Annotated in this window: 21 protein-coding genes; 12 read left to right on the top strand and 9 right to left on the bottom strand. The window is 37.8% G+C overall.

Features of this window, described 5'->3' with window-relative positions; all coding sequences use genetic code 11:
* The first annotated feature begins 868 nt into the window (after nucleotides 1-868).
* The 3 genes from KYH19_RS18425 (at nucleotide 869) to KYH19_RS18435 (ending at nucleotide 3,796) form a co-directional block, all read left to right on the top strand.
* Entirely contained in the window at nucleotides 869-1,171 is a 303-nt protein-coding gene (locus KYH19_RS18425; RefSeq protein ID WP_132399261.1) for a helix-turn-helix transcriptional regulator, read from the top strand.
* A gap of 13 nt (nucleotides 1,172-1,184) precedes the next feature.
* The gene (locus KYH19_RS18430) at nucleotides 1,185-2,285 is read left to right on the top strand and encodes an NADH:flavin oxidoreductase (RefSeq protein WP_219076155.1); all 1,101 of its coding nucleotides are present in this window, start codon (nucleotides 1,185-1,187) and stop codon (nucleotides 2,283-2,285) included.
* A gap of 620 nt (nucleotides 2,286-2,905) precedes the next feature.
* A complete protein-coding gene (locus KYH19_RS18435) occupies nucleotides 2,906-3,796 on the top strand; it encodes a pirin family protein (protein ID WP_219076156.1) in 891 nt (296 codons plus the stop codon).
* On the opposite strand, the gene KYH19_RS18440 is transcribed toward KYH19_RS18435, so the two are convergent.
* Nucleotides 3,793-4,983, bottom strand: a complete 1,191-nt coding sequence (locus KYH19_RS18440; RefSeq protein ID WP_219076157.1) for a hypothetical protein — start codon at nucleotides 4,981-4,983, stop codon at nucleotides 3,793-3,795. The genes KYH19_RS18435 and KYH19_RS18440 overlap by 4 nt on opposite strands.
* Nucleotides 4,980-5,618 carry an RNA polymerase sigma factor gene (locus KYH19_RS18445; protein ID WP_227256214.1) on the bottom strand — a complete coding sequence of 213 codons (639 nt, stop codon included), beginning with the start codon at nucleotides 5,616-5,618 and terminating at the stop codon, nucleotides 4,980-4,982. The genes KYH19_RS18440 and KYH19_RS18445 overlap by 4 nt, the downstream gene beginning before the upstream one ends.
* 176 nt (nucleotides 5,619-5,794) lie before the next feature.
* Here KYH19_RS18445 and KYH19_RS18450 point away from each other — a divergent pair, with 176 nt between their 5' ends.
* Nucleotides 5,795-6,664 (top strand): hypothetical protein, encoded by an 870-nt coding sequence (locus KYH19_RS18450; RefSeq protein ID WP_219076158.1) that lies wholly within the window; start codon nucleotides 5,795-5,797, stop codon nucleotides 6,662-6,664.
* 56 nt (nucleotides 6,665-6,720) lie between these two features.
* Here KYH19_RS18450 and KYH19_RS18455 read toward each other — a convergent pair whose 3' ends face one another.
* Together KYH19_RS18455 and greA are read right to left on the bottom strand one after the other, a co-directional pair.
* The gene (locus KYH19_RS18455) at nucleotides 6,721-7,119 is read right to left on the bottom strand and encodes an HIT family protein (RefSeq protein WP_219076159.1); all 399 of its coding nucleotides are present in this window, start codon (nucleotides 7,117-7,119) and stop codon (nucleotides 6,721-6,723) included.
* A gap of 88 nt (nucleotides 7,120-7,207) precedes the next feature.
* Nucleotides 7,208-7,681 (bottom strand): transcription elongation factor GreA, encoded by a 474-nt coding sequence (gene greA, locus KYH19_RS18460; RefSeq protein ID WP_047798983.1) that lies wholly within the window; start codon nucleotides 7,679-7,681, stop codon nucleotides 7,208-7,210.
* Nucleotides 7,682-7,982: 301 nt separating this feature from the next.
* Between greA and KYH19_RS18465 the strand changes: the two genes are divergently transcribed.
* The gene (locus KYH19_RS18465) at nucleotides 7,983-9,863 is read left to right on the top strand and encodes a M1 family metallopeptidase (protein ID WP_219076160.1); all 1,881 of its coding nucleotides are present in this window, start codon (nucleotides 7,983-7,985) and stop codon (nucleotides 9,861-9,863) included.
* A 73-nt stretch (nucleotides 9,864-9,936) separates the two neighbouring features.
* Here KYH19_RS18465 and KYH19_RS18470 read toward each other — a convergent pair whose 3' ends face one another.
* Together KYH19_RS18470 and KYH19_RS18475 are read right to left on the bottom strand one after the other, a co-directional pair.
* A complete protein-coding gene (locus KYH19_RS18470; protein ID WP_219076161.1) occupies nucleotides 9,937-10,404 on the bottom strand; it encodes an OsmC family protein in 468 nt (155 codons plus the stop codon).
* Between the two features lie 288 nt (nucleotides 10,405-10,692).
* Nucleotides 10,693-11,622, bottom strand: a complete 930-nt coding sequence (locus KYH19_RS18475; protein ID WP_219076162.1) for a 2-hydroxyacid dehydrogenase — start codon at nucleotides 11,620-11,622, stop codon at nucleotides 10,693-10,695.
* Nucleotides 11,623-11,839: 217 nt separating this feature from the next.
* Here KYH19_RS18475 and KYH19_RS18480 point away from each other — a divergent pair, with 217 nt between their 5' ends.
* The 4 genes from KYH19_RS18480 to KYH19_RS18495 all read left to right on the top strand — a co-directional run bounded on the left by KYH19_RS18480 (nucleotide 11,840) and on the right by KYH19_RS18495 (nucleotide 17,162).
* On the top strand, nucleotides 11,840-14,326 hold the full coding sequence (locus KYH19_RS18480) for an outer membrane beta-barrel family protein (protein WP_219076163.1): 2,487 nt from the start codon (nucleotides 11,840-11,842) through the stop codon (nucleotides 14,324-14,326).
* A gap of 108 nt (nucleotides 14,327-14,434) precedes the next feature.
* Complete coding sequence (locus KYH19_RS18485) at nucleotides 14,435-14,989, top strand: NUDIX hydrolase (protein ID WP_219076164.1); 555 nt, start codon at nucleotides 14,435-14,437, stop codon at nucleotides 14,987-14,989.
* 917 nt (nucleotides 14,990-15,906) lie between these two features.
* Nucleotides 15,907-16,368 (top strand): IS200/IS605 family transposase, encoded by a 462-nt coding sequence (tnpA, locus tag KYH19_RS18490; protein WP_132399281.1) that lies wholly within the window; start codon nucleotides 15,907-15,909, stop codon nucleotides 16,366-16,368.
* A 35-nt stretch (nucleotides 16,369-16,403) separates the two neighbouring features.
* Nucleotides 16,404-17,162 (top strand): 1-acyl-sn-glycerol-3-phosphate acyltransferase, encoded by a 759-nt coding sequence (locus tag KYH19_RS18495; RefSeq protein WP_219076165.1) that lies wholly within the window; start codon nucleotides 16,404-16,406, stop codon nucleotides 17,160-17,162.
* 251 nt (nucleotides 17,163-17,413) lie between these two features.
* On the opposite strand, the gene KYH19_RS18500 is transcribed toward KYH19_RS18495, so the two are convergent.
* Together KYH19_RS18500 and KYH19_RS18505 are read right to left on the bottom strand one after the other, a co-directional pair.
* Nucleotides 17,414-18,163 carry a LytTR family DNA-binding domain-containing protein gene (locus KYH19_RS18500; protein ID WP_055908986.1) on the bottom strand — a complete coding sequence of 250 codons (750 nt, stop codon included), beginning with the start codon at nucleotides 18,161-18,163 and terminating at the stop codon, nucleotides 17,414-17,416.
* A 56-nt stretch (nucleotides 18,164-18,219) separates the two neighbouring features.
* A complete protein-coding gene (locus KYH19_RS18505) occupies nucleotides 18,220-19,254 on the bottom strand; it encodes a sensor histidine kinase (protein WP_255562462.1) in 1,035 nt (344 codons plus the stop codon).
* A gap of 261 nt (nucleotides 19,255-19,515) precedes the next feature.
* On the opposite strand from KYH19_RS18505, the gene KYH19_RS18510 reads away from it, so the two are divergent.
* Genes KYH19_RS18510 through KYH19_RS18520 form a run of 3 tightly spaced genes read left to right on the top strand, consistent with a single transcriptional unit; the run spans nucleotide 19,516 to nucleotide 21,486 of the window.
* Nucleotides 19,516-19,773: a hypothetical protein gene (locus KYH19_RS18510; protein ID WP_219076166.1), complete on the top strand. Its 258-nt coding sequence runs from the start codon at nucleotides 19,516-19,518 to the stop codon at nucleotides 19,771-19,773.
* A 5-nt stretch (nucleotides 19,774-19,778) separates the two neighbouring features.
* Nucleotides 19,779-20,687, top strand: coding sequence for an ABC transporter ATP-binding protein (locus KYH19_RS18515; protein WP_219076167.1), 909 nt, complete (start codon nucleotides 19,779-19,781; stop codon nucleotides 20,685-20,687).
* A gap of 1 nt (nucleotide 20,688) precedes the next feature.
* Nucleotides 20,689-21,486: an ABC transporter permease gene (locus tag KYH19_RS18520; RefSeq protein ID WP_219076168.1), complete on the top strand. Its 798-nt coding sequence runs from the start codon at nucleotides 20,689-20,691 to the stop codon at nucleotides 21,484-21,486.
* Between the two features lie 137 nt (nucleotides 21,487-21,623).
* Here the strand turns inward: KYH19_RS18520 and KYH19_RS18525 are convergent, their stop codons facing one another.
* The gene (locus KYH19_RS18525; RefSeq protein WP_132399293.1) at nucleotides 21,624-21,854 is read right to left on the bottom strand and encodes a response regulator transcription factor; all 231 of its coding nucleotides are present in this window, start codon (nucleotides 21,852-21,854) and stop codon (nucleotides 21,624-21,626) included.
* Nucleotides 21,855-22,245: the final 391 nt, after the last annotated feature.

The raw sequence follows: 22,245 nt of genomic DNA on the forward strand, positions 1-22,245 counted from the left end.
CGTTTTTGCCCTTGCATATCTCTTTGTCATTCTGAGGGATAATTGTTTCATAAAATCAATATTAAAGACAGATCTTTTTGGCAAATGGTAGGCTGTGAGAAATCGCCATTCCCAACTTGATTGGGAATCGTAATGCAAGTGCTTTAAGATTCCCGCCTGCGCCTATCGTGTGGACACATCTTTGTTAATTCCATATTTGTTTTTTAGTACACATTCATTAAGTCGGTCATCTTTCCTGCTATTAATACCCTGAAATGAATCCGATAGCTATCGAGATCAGGGTGACGACACTAATACTAAAATACCTAAAGAATAGCTCTAAAAGCCACATTATTAATCGAACTCAAGTTAATACATAAACATTGTCTTTTCCGCTCTATGCCGCGGGGCATGGTACTTTGGAGCGCCAAAGTACCCAAAGCGCTTTGTCAATCCAGCAATGGGCCTTTTGCACACCCTTACGCACATCAAAAAAACAGAGGCACTTCGTTTTGTGTTCATAATTATTTAAAGTTTTAAATTAGCGTTTATGAACACAAAACCACTGCGTTTAGGTTTGGCAGTAGTATTTGTTCCTTTTTACACCTGTTTTTTTGATTTCTCCGGCCCTTGGGATTGACGGCGTTCCTCGGTAAAACCTGTAATTTATTAAAGCAAGCTACCAAAACGTATAAAAACCCAAACCAAAAGATGTGTCCCCACGATAGGATGAATCGGGAATGACGACCGTTCTCTAAATCTATCATATTACAATCTGTAAAAAAACATTACAACGAAGAATTTTTCACCATTTATCAAGTTTTACATCCAATTGTAAACTTTATTCTTTTAATTGGCATATCGGGAAAAGTCGATATACATTTGTACCATGGATCAGGTAGAAATATTCAAAGCCCTTTCGAACAAAACACGTTTACAGATTTTAGGTTGGCTAAAAGAGCCGGAGCTTAATTTTCCGGAACAGCCAAATGCAGATTTTGAAAACGTTGGTGTCTGTGTTGGGCAGATCCAGATTAAAAGTGGTTTATCACAAAGTACCATCTCCGAATACCTGTCTATTTTACAGCGTGCCGATTTAATCAGTTCCACGCGCGTAGGTCAGTGGACTTATTACAAACGCAATAAAGAAGGCTTAGAAAAATTAAGCGAAATCATCAATACCGCATTATAATTTAGCAATATATATGAACACAGATAGTTTATTCAGGCCATTTAGCCTTAAAACATTAAATATTAAAAACAGAATAGTAATGGCCCCAATGACGAGGTCATTTTCTCCTGGTGGCGTACCAACGGCCGATGTTGCCAGCTATTATGCAAAAAGAGCAGCAGGCGAAGTGGGTTTAATTTTATCAGAAGGAACCGTAATTAACCGTCCATCCTCTTCTGCCGATCCCAACATTCCCCATTTTTACGGTGCTGAAGCTTTAGCAGGTTGGCAGCATGTAATTAACGAAGTTCACCAGGCTGGCGGGCAAATGGGGCCGCAGATCTGGCACCAGGGTATTCATGCAAACCATGCGTCTGGCTGGTTGCCAAGTGCTCCATTTGAAGGCCCGTCATCTTTTAACAGTCCTGGTTTCGAAAACGGTGTACCGATGACAGATGCGGCTATTGCCGATACGATTGCGGCTTTTGGTCAGTCAGCAGCTGATGCCAAAGCTTTAGGTTTTGATACCGTTGAAATACATGGTGCACACCAATATTTGATCGATCAGTTTTTTTGGGATGGTACAAATAACCGCACCGATATTTATGGTGGCAAAACCTTAGCCGAGCGTACCCGTTTTGCCGTTGAAGTAATTAAAGAGGTACGGAAAAGGGTTGGTGAAGATTTCGCCTTAATTATTCGTTTATCACAATTTAAACCTGCTGCCTACGATTTTAAACTGGCTAAAAATGAGCAGGAAATGGAACAATGGTTAACCCCACTGGCTGAAGCCGGAATTGATATTTTCCACTGTTCGCAACGCCGTTTCTGGGAGCCAGAGTTTGAAGGTTCTGACTTAAATTTTGCAGGATGGGCTAAAAAAGTAACAGGAAAAACCACAATCTCAGTAGGCTCAGTTGGTTTGGACGGCGATTTCTTTGGTGCTTTCGCAGGGCAGAGTTCACAGCCTAGTTCATTAGACGAACTGGTACGCAGAATGGACCGTGGTGATTTCGATTTAGTAGCCGTTGGTCGCCCGCTTTTGGCAGATCCGAACTGGGTAGAAAAAATTAAACATAACCGCATGGAAGAATTGAAAGGCTTTAGTAAAGAAGCTTTAATGGAATTGGTATAAAACCATATTTTTTCTTTTTAAACTTAGAAAAGCATCTCGAAAGGGATGCTTTTTTTGATAAGGAGCATCGTCATCTCGACTGAAGCGCAGCGAAATGGAGAGATCTGCCCGCGCCTTCAGGTGTAACATAATGCTGAGTTTACGAATAATTTTTATGCCACGGAAGCACAGAGGGCACAGAAATTTTCTTGACAATTTGAAAAGCAGTGCCTGCAATGCTTCGGTTGCTTCAGCCCCGCCCTTTGCTTAATCCCGACTGAAAAAGTCGGAATAACGCTGTCGGTCGGGTTTATTTTACCTCTGACAGCAGCAATGCCGTGGCCACCTAAACCCGATTAAAGCGGGATGCCAATTCCTTCAAATTGGCAGAAGCGAAAGCGGGACTACAACCACCCAAAAGCTTCTGCAATTGCTTTCCAAAACCCAAAAGAGGTCCTCCTCTTGGTACCGGGTTTCGTCATCTCGACTGGAGCATCGCGGAATGGAGAGATCTATCTAGGCAGATTTCTCGACTCCGTTGCACCCGATATTGGGTTCGCTTATAATGACATGACGAATAGAATTTCAATTTAAATCCCAGCCTTTTTCCTTAAATTCACCTCTTTAAAATTGATCATCCCATGTCGAACATTAAACTCATTATTGAAGAAAGACCCGCAAATATTGGCAATTTTATGGTTGGCAGGTTGTTGCCTTTTAGAGAGAAACGCATGGTTGGTCCTTTTTCTTTTATCGACCACATGGGGCCAGCTGCAATGAGCGATCACGAAAACCTCGACGTTCCACCTCACCCACATATCGGCTTATCTACCTTAACTTTCCTGTTTGAGGGCGAGATTACACATAAGGATAGTTTGGGTTCAGATATTGTGATTAAACCCGGACAGGTAAACTGGATGACCTCGGGCAGTGGCATTGTACATTCGGAAAGAACTCCTGAATATCTCCGCCATACCGATAAAATGCTCCATGGCTTACAGATTTGGGTGGCTTTACCTAAAGATTTAGAACAAATGGAACCTGAGTTTTGCCACGTTGAAGGGGCCGACATTCCAAGCTGGACTCAAGATGGCGTTAATTTTAAACTGATTGCAGGAGAAGCTTTTGGTCACAAATCTCCGGTTCCGGTATACAGCCCTCTGTATTTTTTAGAGTTAAAAAGCACTGATCGTCAGAAAGTGAATATTGGCGATTATCTTTTCGGTGAGAGTGCTCTGTATATCTTAGAAGGCGCAATAGAGAGCGATGGGCATATTTTCGAACCCCGCCAGATTTTAATTGCCAACGATGCCAAACTGTGCGAATTTACCATGCACGCAAATACCACAGTTTACATTTTCGGCGGCGAGCCTTTCCCTGAAGAACGTTTTATCTACTGGAACTTTGTTGCCTCGGATAGGGAATTAATTGAAAAAGCCAAAATTAAATGGCTGGAGCAAAGTTTCAAACCCGTTCCTGGTGAAACAGGTTTTGTGCCTTTACCAGATCCTATTAAAAACATTAAACATTAGTTCCGTTTAAACAGGTTCATATTTACCGAAACGGCAACACCTGTGGATGATAATCTAGAGTTTCCATAGCCAATATCCGTTAACGGGATTTTCATAAATGGTTTAGCGCTTATACTTAAATTATTATTTATTTTATGCTGAAACTCCACACCGACATTGGCGATACCTAAATAATGCTGGTTCTGATTTCTTACTTCGAAATCTGCAGGACCTTGGTAAGCGCCATTATAAGAATAGCTGTATTTCTCTTTTAACATTAAATAACTAGATAGGCCTGTACTTACAAAAATAGAATTTCTACGGCCATTAAAAACTTTATAGTTTAAATTTATCGGAATATCAATAACATCGCAATTCGCATGAATATTTGTTGGTTTTATGCCGAATACATAGTCTGTATTGGGATTATACAAGCTAAAATCCGAATCGTAAATTTTCTTTGCATAGGCAGCCCCGGTAGTAACACTTAATTTTTTCGTCAGGATTACAGTCGCTTCTATGCCGAAACCACCACTTAAGCTACTTTGCCCGGATTTTTGCACGCTGGTTAAATCTGGCGCAGCCAGAATGCTCAACACAAACCGTGATTTTTTCTTAAAAATTGGATCTTTAATTCCTGGTATTTTTCCTTTGACAGATTCAATTGTAAGATTTTGTTTTTCAAATTCTACTGGTTTTGTTTCAGCACTTATTTCAGGATTATAAATAACATTGGCTAAATAGTTGATCGCATTACTGCTACCCATTTCTACAGATTTAATCGAAATTTGATTCGTAAACCCTATTTCGGCTCCTTTTTGGGAATTCCTGGCTTTATTTTTATTATTATTTCCTGCCAATAAACTTATTCCCCCATTTTCGTTTGAAGTGGTTTCATCTGCTGGCTTATTAATTAAATTGTCTTTATCATTTAAAAGCTTATCACTTTTTTTGTTTGTTTCTCTTTTTGTTTTAACCAGTGGCTTGTTCTTAGACTGATCAGCTTTCGGTTTAACCAATAAAAACACCAGCAGCAACATTGCGGCTATCCCAGCCACAGCAGTTAACCAAATTAGGGGCACAACCCTCCTTTTTGGTGTTGGATGCAATCTCTCCTCCAGATTATCCCAATCTAAATCATTAAAAGGCAGGTCGGGGTTTTCCAATCCATCCTTAAATAATTTATCAATATCTTTTCCCTCTTTCATTGCATATTTGTGTTTAACCTTACCTGTAAAAGGTTTCTATCTACTTCCGAATTCCTTACCTGGTAAGTTTTCGCATCTGTAGCTTTTAACATTTCCTGTAATTTTTGCCTTGCCTTAAACAGGTTAGATTTTGATGTACCTACCGATATCCCAAGCATTTCGGCAATTTCTTCATGGCTGTAACCATCTATTGCAAAAAGGTTAAAAACGGTACGGTATGCCGGACTGAGCTTTTGAACTAAGGTTAATAAATCATTGTAGGCAAGCTTATCGTATATAGAACTTACCTGCACAATATTTTCATGATCCTCAATATCTACGTGATCAGCAAATTTTAAATTGGCACGATAATAATCAATGGCAGTATTGGTTATTATGCGCCCAAGCCAGGGCAAAAAAGCCTTAGAAGGCTCATACTTGGTTATATTTTTAAAAGCTTTAAAAAATCCATCATTCAATATACCTGCGGCATCTAACCGATCGTTTGTATAACGCAAACAAATGCCCATAGCAAAGCTATAGAAATGTTTGTATAGTGCTTTCTGACTATCTCTTTCATTTCTAATGCAGCCCTGAATGTATTTTTGTATAATTCCTTCACTATCGCGGCTAGCGGTCACAAGTTCTCCTTTCAAAATAAATTACGATGAGGAACAACGAAAGGTTGCTTCAAAAATTACTTTTTTTTAAAATATTTTATATTATTCATTTTGGTCTAAAAATCTCCATTATACAAGCAACCATTTACAACTTGGGGGCGTAATAGCAGCATATCAATTTTTATTAAAGTTAAAACTAAAAACGAAATGTTATGCTAATCTACTTAAAAAGAAACCTATTGGCTGTTGTATGTGTAGCCATGGTATTTATGGCCTGCAAAAAAAATAATTCAGAAGACCCTACACCCGCGGGTAATAACAAAAAAGGTATCCAACTGGCAACAGATGCGAAATTCGGATCCGTAATAACGGATAAAGACGGCAAAACCCTATACTTTTTTGCAAACGATGCTGCAGGTACGCCAACCTGTACTGATGGTTGTGAAACCGCCTGGCCACTTTACTACTCAGCAGATGCCAGTACCGATTTAAACCTGAACAAAGCAGAAGTTGGTGAGGTTACCCGCGCTGACGGCCGTAAACAAAGCACTTACCGTGGTTACCCGCTTTATTATTACGCTGGTGATGCCTCAAAAGGTGAAATTAAAGGTGATGGTGTTGGTGGCATCTGGTTTGTAGCCAAACCCGATTATTCGTTAATGCTGGCTAATGCACAATTGGTTGGAGTAGTTGATGGCAAAAATATCAATTACACCAGTACTTATGCTGTTGGCGACGGAAAAACCATTTACTTAACCGATAGCAAAGGACGTACGTTGTATGCTTTTGCACCAGACAAAAATGGCGTAAATACATACACCAAGAGTGCAACACAAGAAGGTATTTGGCCAGTGTATGAATCTGAAGTGCTTAACGTACCTTCTGCGATAACAAAAACCGATGTTGGTGTAATTACTGTAGCTACAATTAGCAAAAAACAGTTAACCTATAAAGGATGGCCATTGTACTACTGGGCATCAGATGTAAAAAGAGGTGATAACCTGGGCATAGTAATCGGAAGAGGGCCAGGTTTAACTTGGCCTGTATTACAACTAAATGCTACTGTTGCCCCTGCACAATAAAATATTTGAGTTAGGCGGGTTAGGACGGTCGGCTGTGTTTTCGCAGCCGGCCTTTTTTATACAGCTAATAAAGCCTGCTTAATTTTCTCAGCAGCCTCAGCCAATTCTTCGTTCGTTGGTTTTAATTTTTCTTTGCTAAAGTTCATATCGCTTACACTATTCATCGGTATTAAATGGATATGTGCGTGCGGAACTTCTAATCCGATTACCGAAACACCTACCTTTTTACAAGGGAAAGCAATTTTTACACCTTTGGCCACAATCTTCGCGAACATCCATAAACCAACATATAAATCCTCATCCATATCGAAGATATAGTCGGTTTCAATTTTAGGGATCACCAATACATGCCCTGCAGTTAATGGATGAACATCTAAAAAAGCTAAATATTCTACAGTTTCGGCTACAACATGTGCAGGGATTTCGCCTGCGACGATTTTTGAAAAGACAGTCATAAGGTGGAAGGTTAAAAGGTGGAAGGTTTAGGGTTAAGCGTTTGGCGATAGGCGTTTTAATAATCGCTTACCGCCAAACGCTATTCGCTTATCTAGAAATTTCGAGCACTTCAAACTGCATTTTACCTGCGGGTACTTCAATTTCGGCAAACTCGCCTACCGATTTACCCAATAATCCTTGCGCAATCGGCGATTTTACAGAAATTTTCCCGGTTTTTAAATCAGCTTCACTTTCTGCCACCAACTGGTAAGTCATGGTTGCACCGTTTTTAACATTTTTTATTTTTACGATAGACAATGCCAGCACTTTTGATAAATCCAATTTAGACTCATCAATTAAACGTGCATTTGCCAGCGTATTTTTTAATTTTGAAATTTTTGCTTCATGCAAACCTTGCGCTTCTTTAGCAGCATCGTATTCTGCATTCTCCGATAAATCACCTTTATCCCTTGCTTCTGCAATTGCTTTAGATATAAGCTGACGACCGGTGGTTGTTAAATAATGAACTTCCTCTTTTAATTTATCTAACCCTTCTTGGGTGTAGTATGTTACCTCTGTCATTGCTCTATTAATTTTATTCAAACGCTATAAAAAACAAACAAGACTATATAGTTGGTTTGCTACATAGTCTTGCTTCAATTATAACGAAGATAAAATGTGGAAATTACAAAAGCAAATAAATACTCATGATTTTTACGATTTAAGGATTAATGAGATTTAATATACCTTAAAACAGGATGATGGAGAACAGATACGAATCAACACCAACCCTTTAGACTTAACCACTAAACGCAACATTAAATCACAAACTCACTTAAAATCCAATCATTAGTTTTAATTTAGCTTAAATTATTCTTAAAAAATGAAAAAGTTATTTTCTATCGCTCTGCTCCTCAGTCTGGGCGGATATATGGCTTCGGCCCAGGAGCTCTATATGCCCCGGAATATCAAAGCGGCATACGCCAAAGGCACACGCTCAATGAATGGAAAACCCGGTCAAAATTACTGGCAGAACCATGGTAAATACAACATGGATATTAAGGTAGACGCCGAAACCAAAGTAGTTAGCGGTAAAGAAGAAATTTTATACAGCAACAACAGTACCGATACCTTAAAAAACCTGGCCATCCGCTTTGTAAACAACCTGCATAAACCAACTTCGCCAAGAAGTGGCGCTGTAAGTGAAGACTTTTTGAGTACGGGTCTAAATATTATCGCTTTTTCGGTAAATGGCGAAACCTATAAAGTGGATAGCAAAAGCTGGGGAACAGTTGGTAATGTACCGCTAAGGAAACCTTTATTGCCAAAATCGAAAATTACAGTTAAAATAGAGTGGGATTACCCGTTATCAAAAGAAAGTGGCCGTGAAGGGCAGATTGACCCCAACTCGTTTTTTGTAGCTTATAGCTATCCGCGCATATCGGTATACGATGATTATAATGGTTGGGACCGCATTCCACATACTGATAGAGCCGAGTTTTATAACGATTTTAACGATTACGAATTCTCCATCAAAGCCCCTAAAAACTATGTGGTATATGCCACAGGAGATTTCCTGAACCCGGATGAGGTGTTACAACCCGAAATTTCTGCACGTTTAAAAAAATCGTACAATGGCGATGAGGTGATCCACATTGCTACCGAGCAGGAAATGAAGGATGGTAAAGTAACCCAGCAAAAAGACTGGAATACCTGGAAATTTGCGGTTAATCACATTACAGATGTTACTTTTGCCTTAAGTAACCACTATGTTTGGGATGGCGCGAGTGTAATTGTAGATAAAAAAACCAACCGCAGATCGAGCGCTCAGGCAGCATATAATCCAACCACCGGAAAAGACTTTGTTAACTCGGTTAAATACAATTTGAACGCTTTAGACTGGTTCTCAAATAATTGGCCTGGCATCCCCTATCCTTATGTAAAAACGATTGCTTTTCAGGGTTTTGCTGATATGGAATACCCAATGATGGTAAACGATTCTCAGTTTGGCGATCCTATTTTTGCACAGTTGGTTCAAGACCACGAAGTGGCGCATACTTACTTTCCCTTCTATATGGGCATTAACGAAACCCGTTACGCTTATATGGATGAAGGCTGGGCCACTACCTTCGAATATTTAATTGGTATTGCCGAGCACGGCAAGCAAGCTGCTGATGATTTTTACAAGAAATTTAGAGTTGATGAATATATTAACGATAAATCTACAGAAGAAGATCAGCCGGTAATTTCAATGTCCGACCAGGTTTCGGGAGCTGGTTATGGAAATAACTCTTATGGAAAAGCGTCGTTATCTTACCTTGCGTTAAAGGATATGCTTGGAGATGCCTTATTCAAAAAAGCATTACATACCTATATGAGCAACTGGAATGGCAAGCACCCAATTCCATGGGATTATTTTAATTCGATGAATGCAGGTTCTGGCCAGGATTTAAACTGGTTTTTCCAAAACTGGTTCTTTACCAACAACTATCTTGATTTAGCGATTAGCAAAGTAACGTCTGCACAAGGAAAATCGACAGTAGCTGTTAAAAATGTTGGTGGTTTTGTAATTCCTTTTGATGTAGTAGTCACTTATGCTGATGGAAAAGTTAATACCATACACCAAACACCAGCGGTTTGGAAAGCAAACCAGAAAGAAGTTAATATTATAGTTAACACCACTAAAAAAATAACGGCAATCAGTTTGGATAACGGCATATTTGTAGATGCTACGCCGAGAGACAATGTTTGGGAAGCAAAATAATTAACAGCTTGTAATTTTCAGTTGGCAGTTTGATATAACTGCCAACTGAAAATTGTAAACTGAAAACTGCAAACTAGTAACTCAGAACCGGCTCGTGTTTAACCGGGAAATTCAATGAATTGGCAATAAAACACATTTTGTTTGCTTCATGATGTAGCGATGCTGCAAGTTCGTAATGTGCCTTATCGGCTATTAAAACCTGCGGATGAAGCGTAACTTCTTTAAATCTCCCGCTTCCATCAGCCAATTCTTCCATTGTACCTACTGCTTCATCTTTATAATCGATAACTACGATTTCGTTCTTAGAGCATAGATGCAAATACCAGAGCATGTGGCAACTCGAAATTGATGCCAATAAGAGGTCTTCGGGATTATATTTAGATTTATCGCCCAAAAAGGCAGAATCTGATGAACCGGAAATATCAGCCTTGCCTTTTACTGAAATAACATAATCGCGATCGTACGAACGGTAATCCATCGTACCCGAGCCTTTATTGCCCGTCCAGGTAACTGTAGTTGAATATAAGTGATCTTTCGGCATGATAAAATTGGTTAGATTATATAGCCAATTTAAGAAAATAAAATGGAGATTTCCTGTTTTTTGCGCCTACTTCCAAACCTATGAGGTTTCGAAAACCTCATAGGTTTTTATAGGTGGTGAATATTATTTGAAAAGCAGGGTTCGGTTGTACTTCGGTTCCGAAAGCCCTGCTATCTCTTCAAGTCCTCGCTGCGCTGTGGGCTTTCCGCTCTATCAGGTTTAGTTAACAAAGACTTTCGAAGTCTGCAGAATAAACCTCGCAGGTTTTAAAAACCTGCGAGGTCTTGATTAGCTAAAACTAAGCCCCTTTAATTTTTCAGCTAAGACTTCCGAGATCTTACGGTACGAATCAAAGGTCCAGCCACCCACATGTGGTGTTAAAATCACTTTTTCGTTATTCTTTAATTCATTATACCAGGGCTGTTCACCTAAGGCAGGGAATTTTTCTGTCTGTAAAACATCTAGCCCTGCCCCTAATATCTTTCCAGTTTTTATCGCGTTAAGTACCGCTGGCGTGCTCACAATTTCACCCCTGGCGGTATTGATAAAAAAAATAGGCTTCTTGAAGTGGAAAAAATATTCATCATCAACCATTTGTTTGGTTTCTGCAGTTAGTGGAATATGCAAACTGAGCACATCACTGTGTTTTACAATTTCTTCCATGCTTACTTCACGGGCAAAAGCATCGCTAAAACTTGTTTTATATTTATCGTAAGCCATTACATCCACCTCAAAACCTGCCAGTTTTTTCGCAAAACTCTGCCCCATAAAGCCATAACCAATAATCCCGACTTTTTTGCCTTTCAGTTCATAACCGCGGTTTCCTTCACGGTCCCAAATACCATTTCTGATTTCCATATCGGCCCTGCGGAAGTTATTCATCAAAGATAAAAGCAAACCTGTAGCATGTTCGCCAACAGCATCACAATTGCCTTCGGGTGCATTAATCAATTCAATATTTCTTTCAAAGGCTATTTTATCATCAATATTATCCAAACCAGCCCCTGCCCTGGCTACAAACTTTAAATTCGGAGCAGCAGCAAAAATTTCGGCATCTATCCTAAATTTAGTCCTTACGGCAATACCAGTATAATCTTTTATTTTATCTAAAGTTTGTTGACGGGTAATCTGCGGTTCATCATCAACCTGGTAGCCCATAGCTATGGCCTGTTCTTTAAATACAGGGTGCAAATCATCAACAATTAATATTTTATTCATAATGAACAAAAGTAACATTTTGCACATTCACCAATTGTAATATTCCATCATTGTTTTAGGCAAAACTGAAAACTGCTAACTACGAACTACCAACTGTAAATTAACCCACAAAAATATTACTATAAAATGGCTGTAATAAAATAGTTACGGCCCATTTATTAAACTTACTTGCCGTTACTTTGTCTCCCTTTATAAAACACACGAAATTTTATTTTTAATGAGAATTTTACAATCAAGAACAATACAAATTACCCTATTACTGCTCACCCTTTCATTTAGTCTTTTTGCACAAACAGGCGGAAATGCAAAAATTACCGGAGTACTTAAAGACGCCAAAACACAAGAAACCATTCCTTTTGCCACAGCAGTCTTAATTAATAAAGCCACAGCAAAAAATGCAAAAATAGTTCAAACAGATGTGAATGGTGCATTTGTAATGACTGAAATCCCTACCGGGACTTTTACCTTTAAAATCAGTTTTGTTGGTTACCAAACCATGGTTAGGGACAATGTAACGATAACTGCCAGTACTGGTACCTTAAATTTTGGCGACATTAAAATGAATGCGGCAAAAGGAAATGTACTGAGCGAAATTACCGTGACCGGCCAGAAACAAGGCATGCAAATGGGGATCGATAAAAAGATTTTCGCGGTAGATCAGAGCGTAATCAGCGAGGGTGGTTCTGCCGGCGATTTATTGCAGAATGTTCCTTCTGTTTCGACAGATATGGATGGCAATGTGAGTTTACGTGGCTCTGCAGGTGTTAAGGTATTAATTGATGGAAAGCCATCTTTAATTGCAGGCGGTAATGTAGCACAGATTCTTCAATCCATACCTGCCAGCTCCATCGAAAGTGTGGAGGTTATTACCAATCCATCGGCAAAATACGATGCTGAAGGCCAATCAGGCATCATTAACATTGTTCTTAAGAAAAACACAAAACTTGGGTTTAATGGTTCAGTTGCTTTAACAGCAGGTAACCGCGATAATTATAATGCCAATACCAACTTAAGTTTCCAGAACAGTAAAGTTAATATTTATGGAAACTATGGCTATCGTTACGGCAATCGTGTTGGAGGTGGTTTTCAGGACATTACCTATAAATCAGATTCATTGAGAACAAGATTTGCCAGTCAAAATACAGTTTCCAACTCATTGGATAAAGGACATAATGCCAAAGCGGGTATTGATTATTATTTAGCCCCTAAAAGTGTAATTAGCTTATCAGGCGGTTTTAATTCAAGAGATAATGAGCGTAACGATCAGCTCGACATCAGACAATTAGATAAAAACCAGTCGCCAGTTCTGCTAAGCAACAGAACCAATAGCACCGATGGTTTTGGAACAAGTTATGATGCAAATTTAGATTATGTACAAAAGTTTAAGAAACCGAAGGAAGAATTAAGCTTTAATTTTGGTTATTCTTACGGCACCAATAATAGTAATCAGTATTATAGCACAAACACCACTAACCGCAATGGTGTACCCATTGATGAGACTTTAAGTTTACAACGTGTATTTAATACCGGGAACAACACCAATTATAATATTCAAACGGATTATGCATTGCCAGTAGGTAAAGCGGGTAAAATTGAAGTAGGTTACCGCAGCCAGATCCGCTTAGGGGAGAATGATCAATATGCAGATTCAATCCTAACCAATAGCAGTATCTACATCAGCAACAATAAGTTAATTAATGGTTTTGACAGCAAAGATCAGGTGCATGCATTGTATTTCAATTACCAGAACCAGATTAAAGATTTTGGTTATCAAATAGGTTTAAGGGGAGAAGATGCGCGTTTAGATACCCATTTGGAAGGCTACACGAACAATGTATTAACCACTGCGGAAGGAAACATCCATTACAAAAGAATATACCCAAGCGTGTTCTTAACTCAGAAACTGAAGGACGATAACCAGCTCCAATTGAGTTATACCCGTCGTGTAAACCGTCCTCGCCCATGGGATACCAATCCATTTTTAGATGTTTCTGATCCATTAAACTACAGAGGCGGTAACCCTAATTTATTACCGGAAGATGTACACTCTTTTGAGTTAGGTTATAGTAAATACTGGAAAAAAGTAACCTTAACTTCAAGCTTGTATTTCCGTCAAACCAACGATGTGATCCAACGCGTAAGAAGTACACCAGTTAATGGAATTATTACTTCAACCCCTCAAAATTTAACAAACCAGATTAATAGCGGTTTAGAATTAATTGGCCGTTTTGACCTGGTGAAAGCTTTAAACTTCACTACCAACGTAAACTTGTACCAGGCCAAGTTTGCTGGTGATGCACGATTTGACATTCCATCAAGCAGTGGCTTTAGCTGGAACGCCAACCTAACCGGAAATTTAACAGTAGTTAAAAGTCTATCGCTACAGGTACGCGGCGACTATAGGGCACCAGAAGTGATGGCACAGGGAAAACGTAATGCGATGTATGGAATTGATGGAGGAGCCAAATACGATTTCCCGAACAAAAAAGCATCTTTGAGTTTCAATGTCAGAGATGTATTTAATACCAGAAGATGGAGCATGACCACTGAAGATAGAGCCACAATTGTTGATTTTGAACGCCAGTTTCAGGGAACAATGGGGAATTTAACCTTCTCTTACCGCTTTGGAAAAACTACATTTACCGGTACGAACAAAAAGAAGAAAGAAGAGCAGGATAACCGTCCTGATGAAGGATCGTTCTAATTTTATCAAAGGGTGCTTAGAAAATTTAAGCACTCTTTTTTTATCCTAAATTCTCTTCAATACAAGTCCTTTCTTCTTAAAACTATAACAAGTTGTTATCTTGCGACCATGGAAGAGATTAACCCCTGGAAAACGCTCGAAAGTGAGGTAAAATACGACAACAACTGGATTCGTTTAACCGAACACCAGGTCATTAATCCATCTGGTGGGCAAGGAATTTACGGCACCGTTCATTTTAAGAATCTGGCCATCGGAATCCTTCCTTTGGATAAAAACTACAATACCTGGCTGGTAGGCCAGTACAGGTATGCACTAAATGCCTACAGCTGGGAAATTCCTGAAGGCGGTGGACCATTCCATGAAGCGCCATTAGAAAGTGCAAGAAGGGAATTACTGGAAGAAACAGGAATGAGTGCCAGAAACTGGAAAGAGATACAAAGAATGCACTTATCAAACTCTGTAAGCGATGAACTGAGCATAATCTATGTTGCTACTGATTTGATTCAAGGTATCGCGATGCCAGAAGAAACGGAACAACTCGTGATAAAAAAATTACCATTTGATGAGGCCTATCAAATGGTTTTGAATGGACAGATTACCGACTCGATGAGCGTAGCTGCAATCTTAAAAGCTAAACTGATGATGTTAAATGGTGAATTATAACCGGGGAACCACCAAATGTTCCTAACGGAACAGAAAAAATATTATATATTTTTTCTACCTAGCATATGTCCCGATGGGACATTGCATGATCAGATGTTAAAATTAACTATATTAATCTACTGAGCAACCCCTGAATATTAGTCATCCCAAAAAATTATTGGTATCCCAGAGGATATCGGCTTATTAGTTCTTTTAACAGTGGATTGTTGTAATTTACCATTAACCTCAGTTCGGTTAATATTTATTCATACTGACTAGTTTAAGCCCGTGAAACTAAGCGCGATCGTCATGCTGAATTTATTTCAGCATCTTTACTGATAAATAGACCCTGAATTAAATTCAGGGTGACGGCTATGAACGAAGAATGTCCGCAGTATGCCTTTAAAGGATATTAATAATCGAACTGAGGTTATTACCTAAAAATATTGCGTAAGCACTTGTTCTATTAAGCCATTTGCTTTAAATTGCTGATGCAATCCCTAAATATTAAATCATCCTAAAATCATTAATATCCCAGAGAAATATAGGCTTATTAGTTCTTTAACAGTGGGTTGTTATAAAATTTGCCTAGTACTTAAAAATATATTGTATTGGCACTTGTTCTATAAAGCCATTTGTTTTAAATTGTTGCTGCAATCGCAAAATATTAAATCATCCTAAAAATTATTGATGTCCCAGAGAAATATCGGCTTATTAGTTCTTTAACAGTGGGATTATAAAATTTGCCCAATACCTAAATATATTGCGTAAGCGCTTGTTCTATAAAGCCATTTGTTTTATATTGCTGCTGCAATCCCTAAATATTAAATCATCCTAACAATTATTAATGTCCAGTATGGACATTTCCTCGGTAGAAATTGCAGACGGCAATTTCCGTTCCGTAGGAACGTTTGATTATGATTTAAATTTAGAACGCTATGCCGAATACCTATACCCAATTACACATTCAGTTTGTTTTTGCTGTTAAATTTCGTGCTTCATTAATTCGTCCGGAGTGGAAAGAAAGGCTATTAAAATATCTCACAGGAATATTTCAGGCAAATAGCCATAAAATGATACAGATTAATTGTATGCCCGATCATATTCACATTTTTATTGGCATGCGGCCACATCAGTCTATCTCTAGCCTGATCCAGAATGTAAAAACTGAAAGCTCTAAATGGATTAATGATCAACGATTTTGTAAAACAAAATTTGCCTGGCAAGAAGGTTATGGTGCATTTTCATATTCGAAAAGCCATATTCAACAGGTCATTCAGTACATTCAAAACCAGGAACAGCACCATAACAAGGAGAGTTTTTTACAGGAGTACACCAGTTTCTTAAAAACATTTGAGATTGAATACGAAGAAAGATATATCTTCAAAGAACCAGAATAATTTATTATTATCTTTGCCACGTATTAATCAACCAAATGAGCAAGCTTTTCGGATATATTTTAAGCCCTATTTTTTATATTTTCTTTGGATTAACACTTTGCATCTTCCATCCTATACAATGGCTTTGTTTTAAGCTTTTTGGATATAAAGCGCACAAGGTTTCGGTAGATATCCTTAATTTTTTTCTGACCTACTGCCAGATTTTCCTTTTCAATTCAATCAGTTTTAAAAACGAATATGAGCTACCAACAGATAGACCGATTATTTTTGCAGCAAACCACCAAAGTATGTACGACATCCCTTCGTTAATTTGGTTCTTAAGGAAACACAGTGCAAAATTTATCTCTAAAATTGAGCTTACCAAAGGCATTCCATCCATATCCATTAACCTGCGTTTAGGCGGTGGGGCAAACATCAACAGGAAAGACAATAAGCAAGCCATCTCTGAAATCATAAAACTTGGCCGCAGAATGAAAGAAAATAACTGGAGTACTGTTATTTTCCCTGAGGGAACCCGTGCGAAAGATGGTCAGTTAAAAACATTTCAATTTGGGGGTATTGCTACCATATTAAAAGTAGTTCCTAATGCTTTGATCGTTCCGGTGGCGATAGAAAATTCATGGAAGATTGTCCGCTTTGGCATGTTTCCGTTAACCACAGGAAATGCTTTAAAATGGACTGTTTTAAAGCCGATAGAGCCTGGAATAAAAACGGCAAACGATATAACCTTAGAAGTAGAAAACGAGATCAGGAAAGTTTTGGGTCAGCCGATGGCACAGCCAGCTACTTTATAATTTTATTAATCACATTAAGGATCCTTCGATTTCGACACCATAGACAGATTTCCATAGGATGGTCGTCATCTCAATCCTATAGCTATCGGATGTAGCACAGCGAAATGGAGATATCTATATAAACAGATTTCTCGACTGCGTTATACTCCGCTCGAAATGACGATTTGTTGGTTAGATACTCGGTATTTCTGTGAATCCGTGGCAACAAAACGGTTAATTGATTAAGCGCTAAACGCCTAACGCCAATCGCTCTAAATATTCTTATTTCCAATCACCCTGAAAAATTCATCACGGTAAGTATCTCCAACCGGAATAATTTTTTGGTTGATGGTAATTCGGCTACGCTCAATACTTTCAATCTTATCCACCGCTACAATATAAGATTTATGCACCCTGATAAACTGGCTTTGAGGCAAAGCTTCCTCCATCTTTTTCATGCTTTGTAAAGTAATTACACGTTCATCCTTTGTAAAAATTGAAATGTAATCTTTTAAACCTTCTATGAATAAAATATCGTGCAGATAGATTTTTTGAATCTTATGTTCCGTTTTCACAAAAATATAATCCTGAACAGGGTTTGGTGAGCCAGAAAATGGTGCAGGAGTAACAATCGGCTGGGCCACACTGGCAGGAGTTTCAACCGGTTTTACCTGATTGTGAACTTTTTCTACCGCTTTATAAAAACGATCGAATGCAATTGGCTTTAACAGGTAATCGGAAACATTAAGGTCGTAACTTTCTAAAGCGTACTGTGGGTAAGCGGTAGTTAATATATAGTGGCATTTATTACCGGCAATTTTTAAAAACTGGATTCCGGTTAACTCAGGCATCTGAATATCTAAAAACACAAGATCAATCCCTCCGCCCTGAACAATCTGTAAAGCTTCAATAGGGTTTTCGCACCTTTTAACCATGGTTAAAAAAGGTACTTTCGAAATATAATCCTGTAGAATATCAAGCGCCAGAGGCTCATCATCAACAACAATGCAGTTTAAGTTCATTTTAGGTTATTATTTTAATTAATGATTTTTAATCCGGGTTATGGTTAGTTACCGGATTATATGTCAATCATCAGTTCGCAGGTATAATGGGTAGCCGAATTTACAACATTTAATTTATATCTGTCGGGATAAACCAATTGTAATCGTCGTTCTACATTGGTTAAACCAACTCCACCCTGTGCATCTTTATTCTGTTGGTTCTTTTTGTTCACTACACTAAAATGCAAAATTTTCTGATTGGCAATAATATTGATTTTTACAGGTTCAGCAGGATCGGTTACCACACCATGTTTAAATGCATTTTCCACAAACGAAATCAGCATTAAAGGAACGATTTTTTGATTGTCAATTTCGCCGTTTAAAGTAAGTTCTATATAGGCACCATCTTTAAACCTTATTTTTTGCAGTTCAATATAACTTGTTAAATAATCTACCTCTTTGCTTAATGCTACGGTTGGTGTATTGCTTTCATAGATCATGTAACGCATAATCTCAGAAAGCTTCATAATCGCATCGGCTGTTTTATCCGATTTTTGATAGGCCAGCGAATAGATGTTATTAAGCGAATTAAAAAGAAAATGTGGGTTTAACTGCGACTTTAAAAACTGGAGCTCCATTTCGCGGCGCTCACTTTCTAAATTGCGCTGAATCCTTTCGCTTGCAAACCAATCAATGGTGAATTTAATGATGCAACTGCAGATCAAGAAAAAACCAGACAAAAACGTAACCATGATCACAAAACTATGAACTGGTATTTCCATCCGCCTCCCTTTAGCACTCACAGTCGTTAATACATCATCTGGATACAATACTGCTATGGCTGTTTTAGCAATGACAGATACAGCAATTAATAATAGAAATGCCAATACGTATATAAAATATTTTTTCCTCTTCTTGATCAGTTCAGGAATTAAGAAAATATAATTAATGTAGAAAATTGAAATATTGATTATTCCATATACTACATAGCTGATAAAATAGTCATTTATCGTATGCTTTGAAGTGTCGAATACGTTGACCCCAACTATGAGCATTACAATAACTGTCCAAAAAATAGCATGTAATATTAAAGGCCCCTTATTTTGTTTCATTAGATCTATATTAAATAATCATGAAGTTAATATTAGTTGAAAAAACAGATATTCTTTCATGCATCCAAAATAAATAAAGTTTTATCGATTTACTTACACAATCTACCAACGGGCATTTTTTTTCTACGAACGGCCCAATAGGCAAATTTTATCGACAAACGCCAAAAATGTCTGTTGATCTATAATCTTGAACACTTGGTATAATAGATTTTAGCAGGTTGTTTTTCTTCAGTTTCTTTGAATCATCAAAACGAAAACAAAATGAAAACATCATCAGCAATCAACTTCAAAAATCAAACAGTAATTACCGATGGTCTTTTCGCAACCTCTCAAATAAAACTATCGATCATGAAAAAATTAGCAAACGCCTCGCCATTTTTACTTTTATTATTACCTGTATTTATGATGATTATTTTAACGCTTACCGTTAACACCAATCAGAATGATGGCGAAATAGCTGTAAAAACTACAAAAACATCTGGTTCTATTGTGAAACAGGCAACTGCTATTTTCAAATAGGAATAATGGGTAATTACGCTATCGAAACCGTAGGTCTGAACTTTAACTTTGGCAACCAGGCTATAGTAAAAGATTTGTCGTTACAAGTACCAAAAGGGAGCATCTATGGTTTTTTAGGCCCGAATGGAGCAGGCAAAACAACAACCATAAAAATCCTGTTGAACCTGCTGAAGTCGCCAGCCGATCAGGTATTTATATTTGGTAAGGAAATAAACAGTAATCGCATCGCGATTCTTAAACGCATAGGTGCTTTGGTTGAACAACCAGCCATTTATGGTCATTTAACAGGAAAAGAAAACCTGGTTAACCGTTGTATCCTGTTAGGCATTAAAAAAGCAAAAGCTGATGAAATGCTATCGCTAGTGGGCTTGGCAGAAGCAGCAAATAAAAAAGCCAGCAAATATTCGTTGGGTATGAAACAGCGTCTAGGCATAGCGCAGGCACTAATTTCAGATCCTGAATTACTGTTATTGGATGAACCTACCAATGGTTTAGATCCAAATGGCATTATCGAAGTTCGGAACCTGATGATCGATTTAGCTACAAAACACCAAAAAACAATACTGGTTTCAAGCCATTTATTGGCGGAAATAGAAAGAACAGCAACCCATGTTGGCATTATAAACAAAGGTCAATTATTATTTCAGGGAACGATTAACGAACTTCATCTACTCAGCAAACCGATGCTCCAAATCGAGGTCGATAATACCGAAAGTGCAGGTGCTTTTTTAACAAATTCTGGTTATGAAATTGTCGCAAAAACAGATAAGATGATCACCCTGCCATATGCTTCATCACAAAAAAGTGGAGAACTAAACACATTGTTGATCCAAAATGGTTTTACGGTGAGCAGTCTTTATCTGCAACGAAAAGATCTGGAAAATTTATTCTTGGATATTACTAAAACAAACTAACATGCACGCTCTTTATATTTCTTTAGTATCAGAATTTTACAAATCCCGAAAAACTTTAGCTTTCTGGGCAGCCATATTATTACCCATTATTATTTGCGGCTTAATCAGCTTTGGCTTTTATTACGACGCTGAAAAAATCATCGCCAACCATTATCCTCCAATGCTCTTATGGGCACATTATAGCGGTGCAGCACTCGGCGTAATGGGATTTTTGATCATGCCCTTTTATGTCATATTCATGGCCTTTTCAGTCAATAATATCGAGCATAAAAACGATACCTGGAAAATGTTATTTGCCCAACCCTTAAATAAATTTTCGATTTATGCGGCAAAATACCTGTATGCAGTATTGTTAATATTTATCTGCTTATTCTTATTTGCTACACTTACTTACACATTTGGCCACATATTACAGGTATTAGTCCCTAAGTTTAATTTTAATCAATACAACCCATCAAATATTCTGATTAACTCCTACGCTAAATTATTTTTAGCTTCTTTAGGCATTTTATCGCTACAGTTTATATTAAGTTTGTTATGGAGCGATTTCCTTAAACCAATGGGCATTGGTTTTGTTGGCACCATTATGGGCATTATTACAGCAAATGTAGGCTGGAAATATGCCTACCTTATCCCCTATTCGCTACCAACACTGGCTTTAAGAATATCGAAAGTAAAAAAAGGTGCTGATCCGTTAGCTCTCCCTGTTTTTACGCAAGAAATATGGACAAGTTTGATTTATGCTTCGGTTCTTTTCATCATTGGCTATTTTATTGTAACCAAAAAAAGTATTAAGTAATCCCGCTTAAATCATCAACAGAATTCAAAGCATATCCGAATAAACATACCTTACAAACAAAAGCCTGCTAATTTGACTTTAGTATCAAATAGCAGGCTTTGCTGTTTAGAATGAGAGGTTATACGTATCTTTAACTCTTATAGAGATAATATTCTTTCTTTGAATGCCCAGACAATTAACTGATAAGAATTTTTAAGATCAAGCTTTCTTACCATGTTTCTTCTGTGCGTATTAACCGTATGCTCGCTAATAAAAAGCATTGAGCCAATTTCTTTACTGTTGTAGCCCATCGATAACAGGTTTACAATTTCGACTTCCCTTTCGCTAATCGAAGTATGATTTTCCTGCAATAGGGTATTATTTATCATTTGAGAGAGTTTAATGGTGATTTTTTTTTAATAATCAAGTTTTATTAAAAAACAGACTTATTCTAACATCAGTTCAAATTGTTTGTTTTAATGAAATAGGCGACATTTGTTCTACAATCACAAAACGTTCAGTTGTTATTGTAAACCAAAATTAGGGGCAGGAGCCTATTTGATGTTAGTGCAAAATGCCCTAAATAGAAAGGTATTTTTACGGTATTTAGATTGTTTTAATCTTCGCTCCATTCAAACAATTTATAAAAATATTTATTTTGAGAATAGGGATATATGTATCTATTCGATAAGGATTTAGTCGCACTATCTGTGGATAAAAATGAGTTTCCAAAGCAGAGGAACTCTTTTTCTTATAAATCTAATTCTCATAAGTCAACAC

The organism is Pedobacter sp. D749 (assembly GCF_019317285.1).
Taxonomy (GTDB): Bacteria; Bacteroidota; Bacteroidia; order Sphingobacteriales; family Sphingobacteriaceae; genus Pedobacter.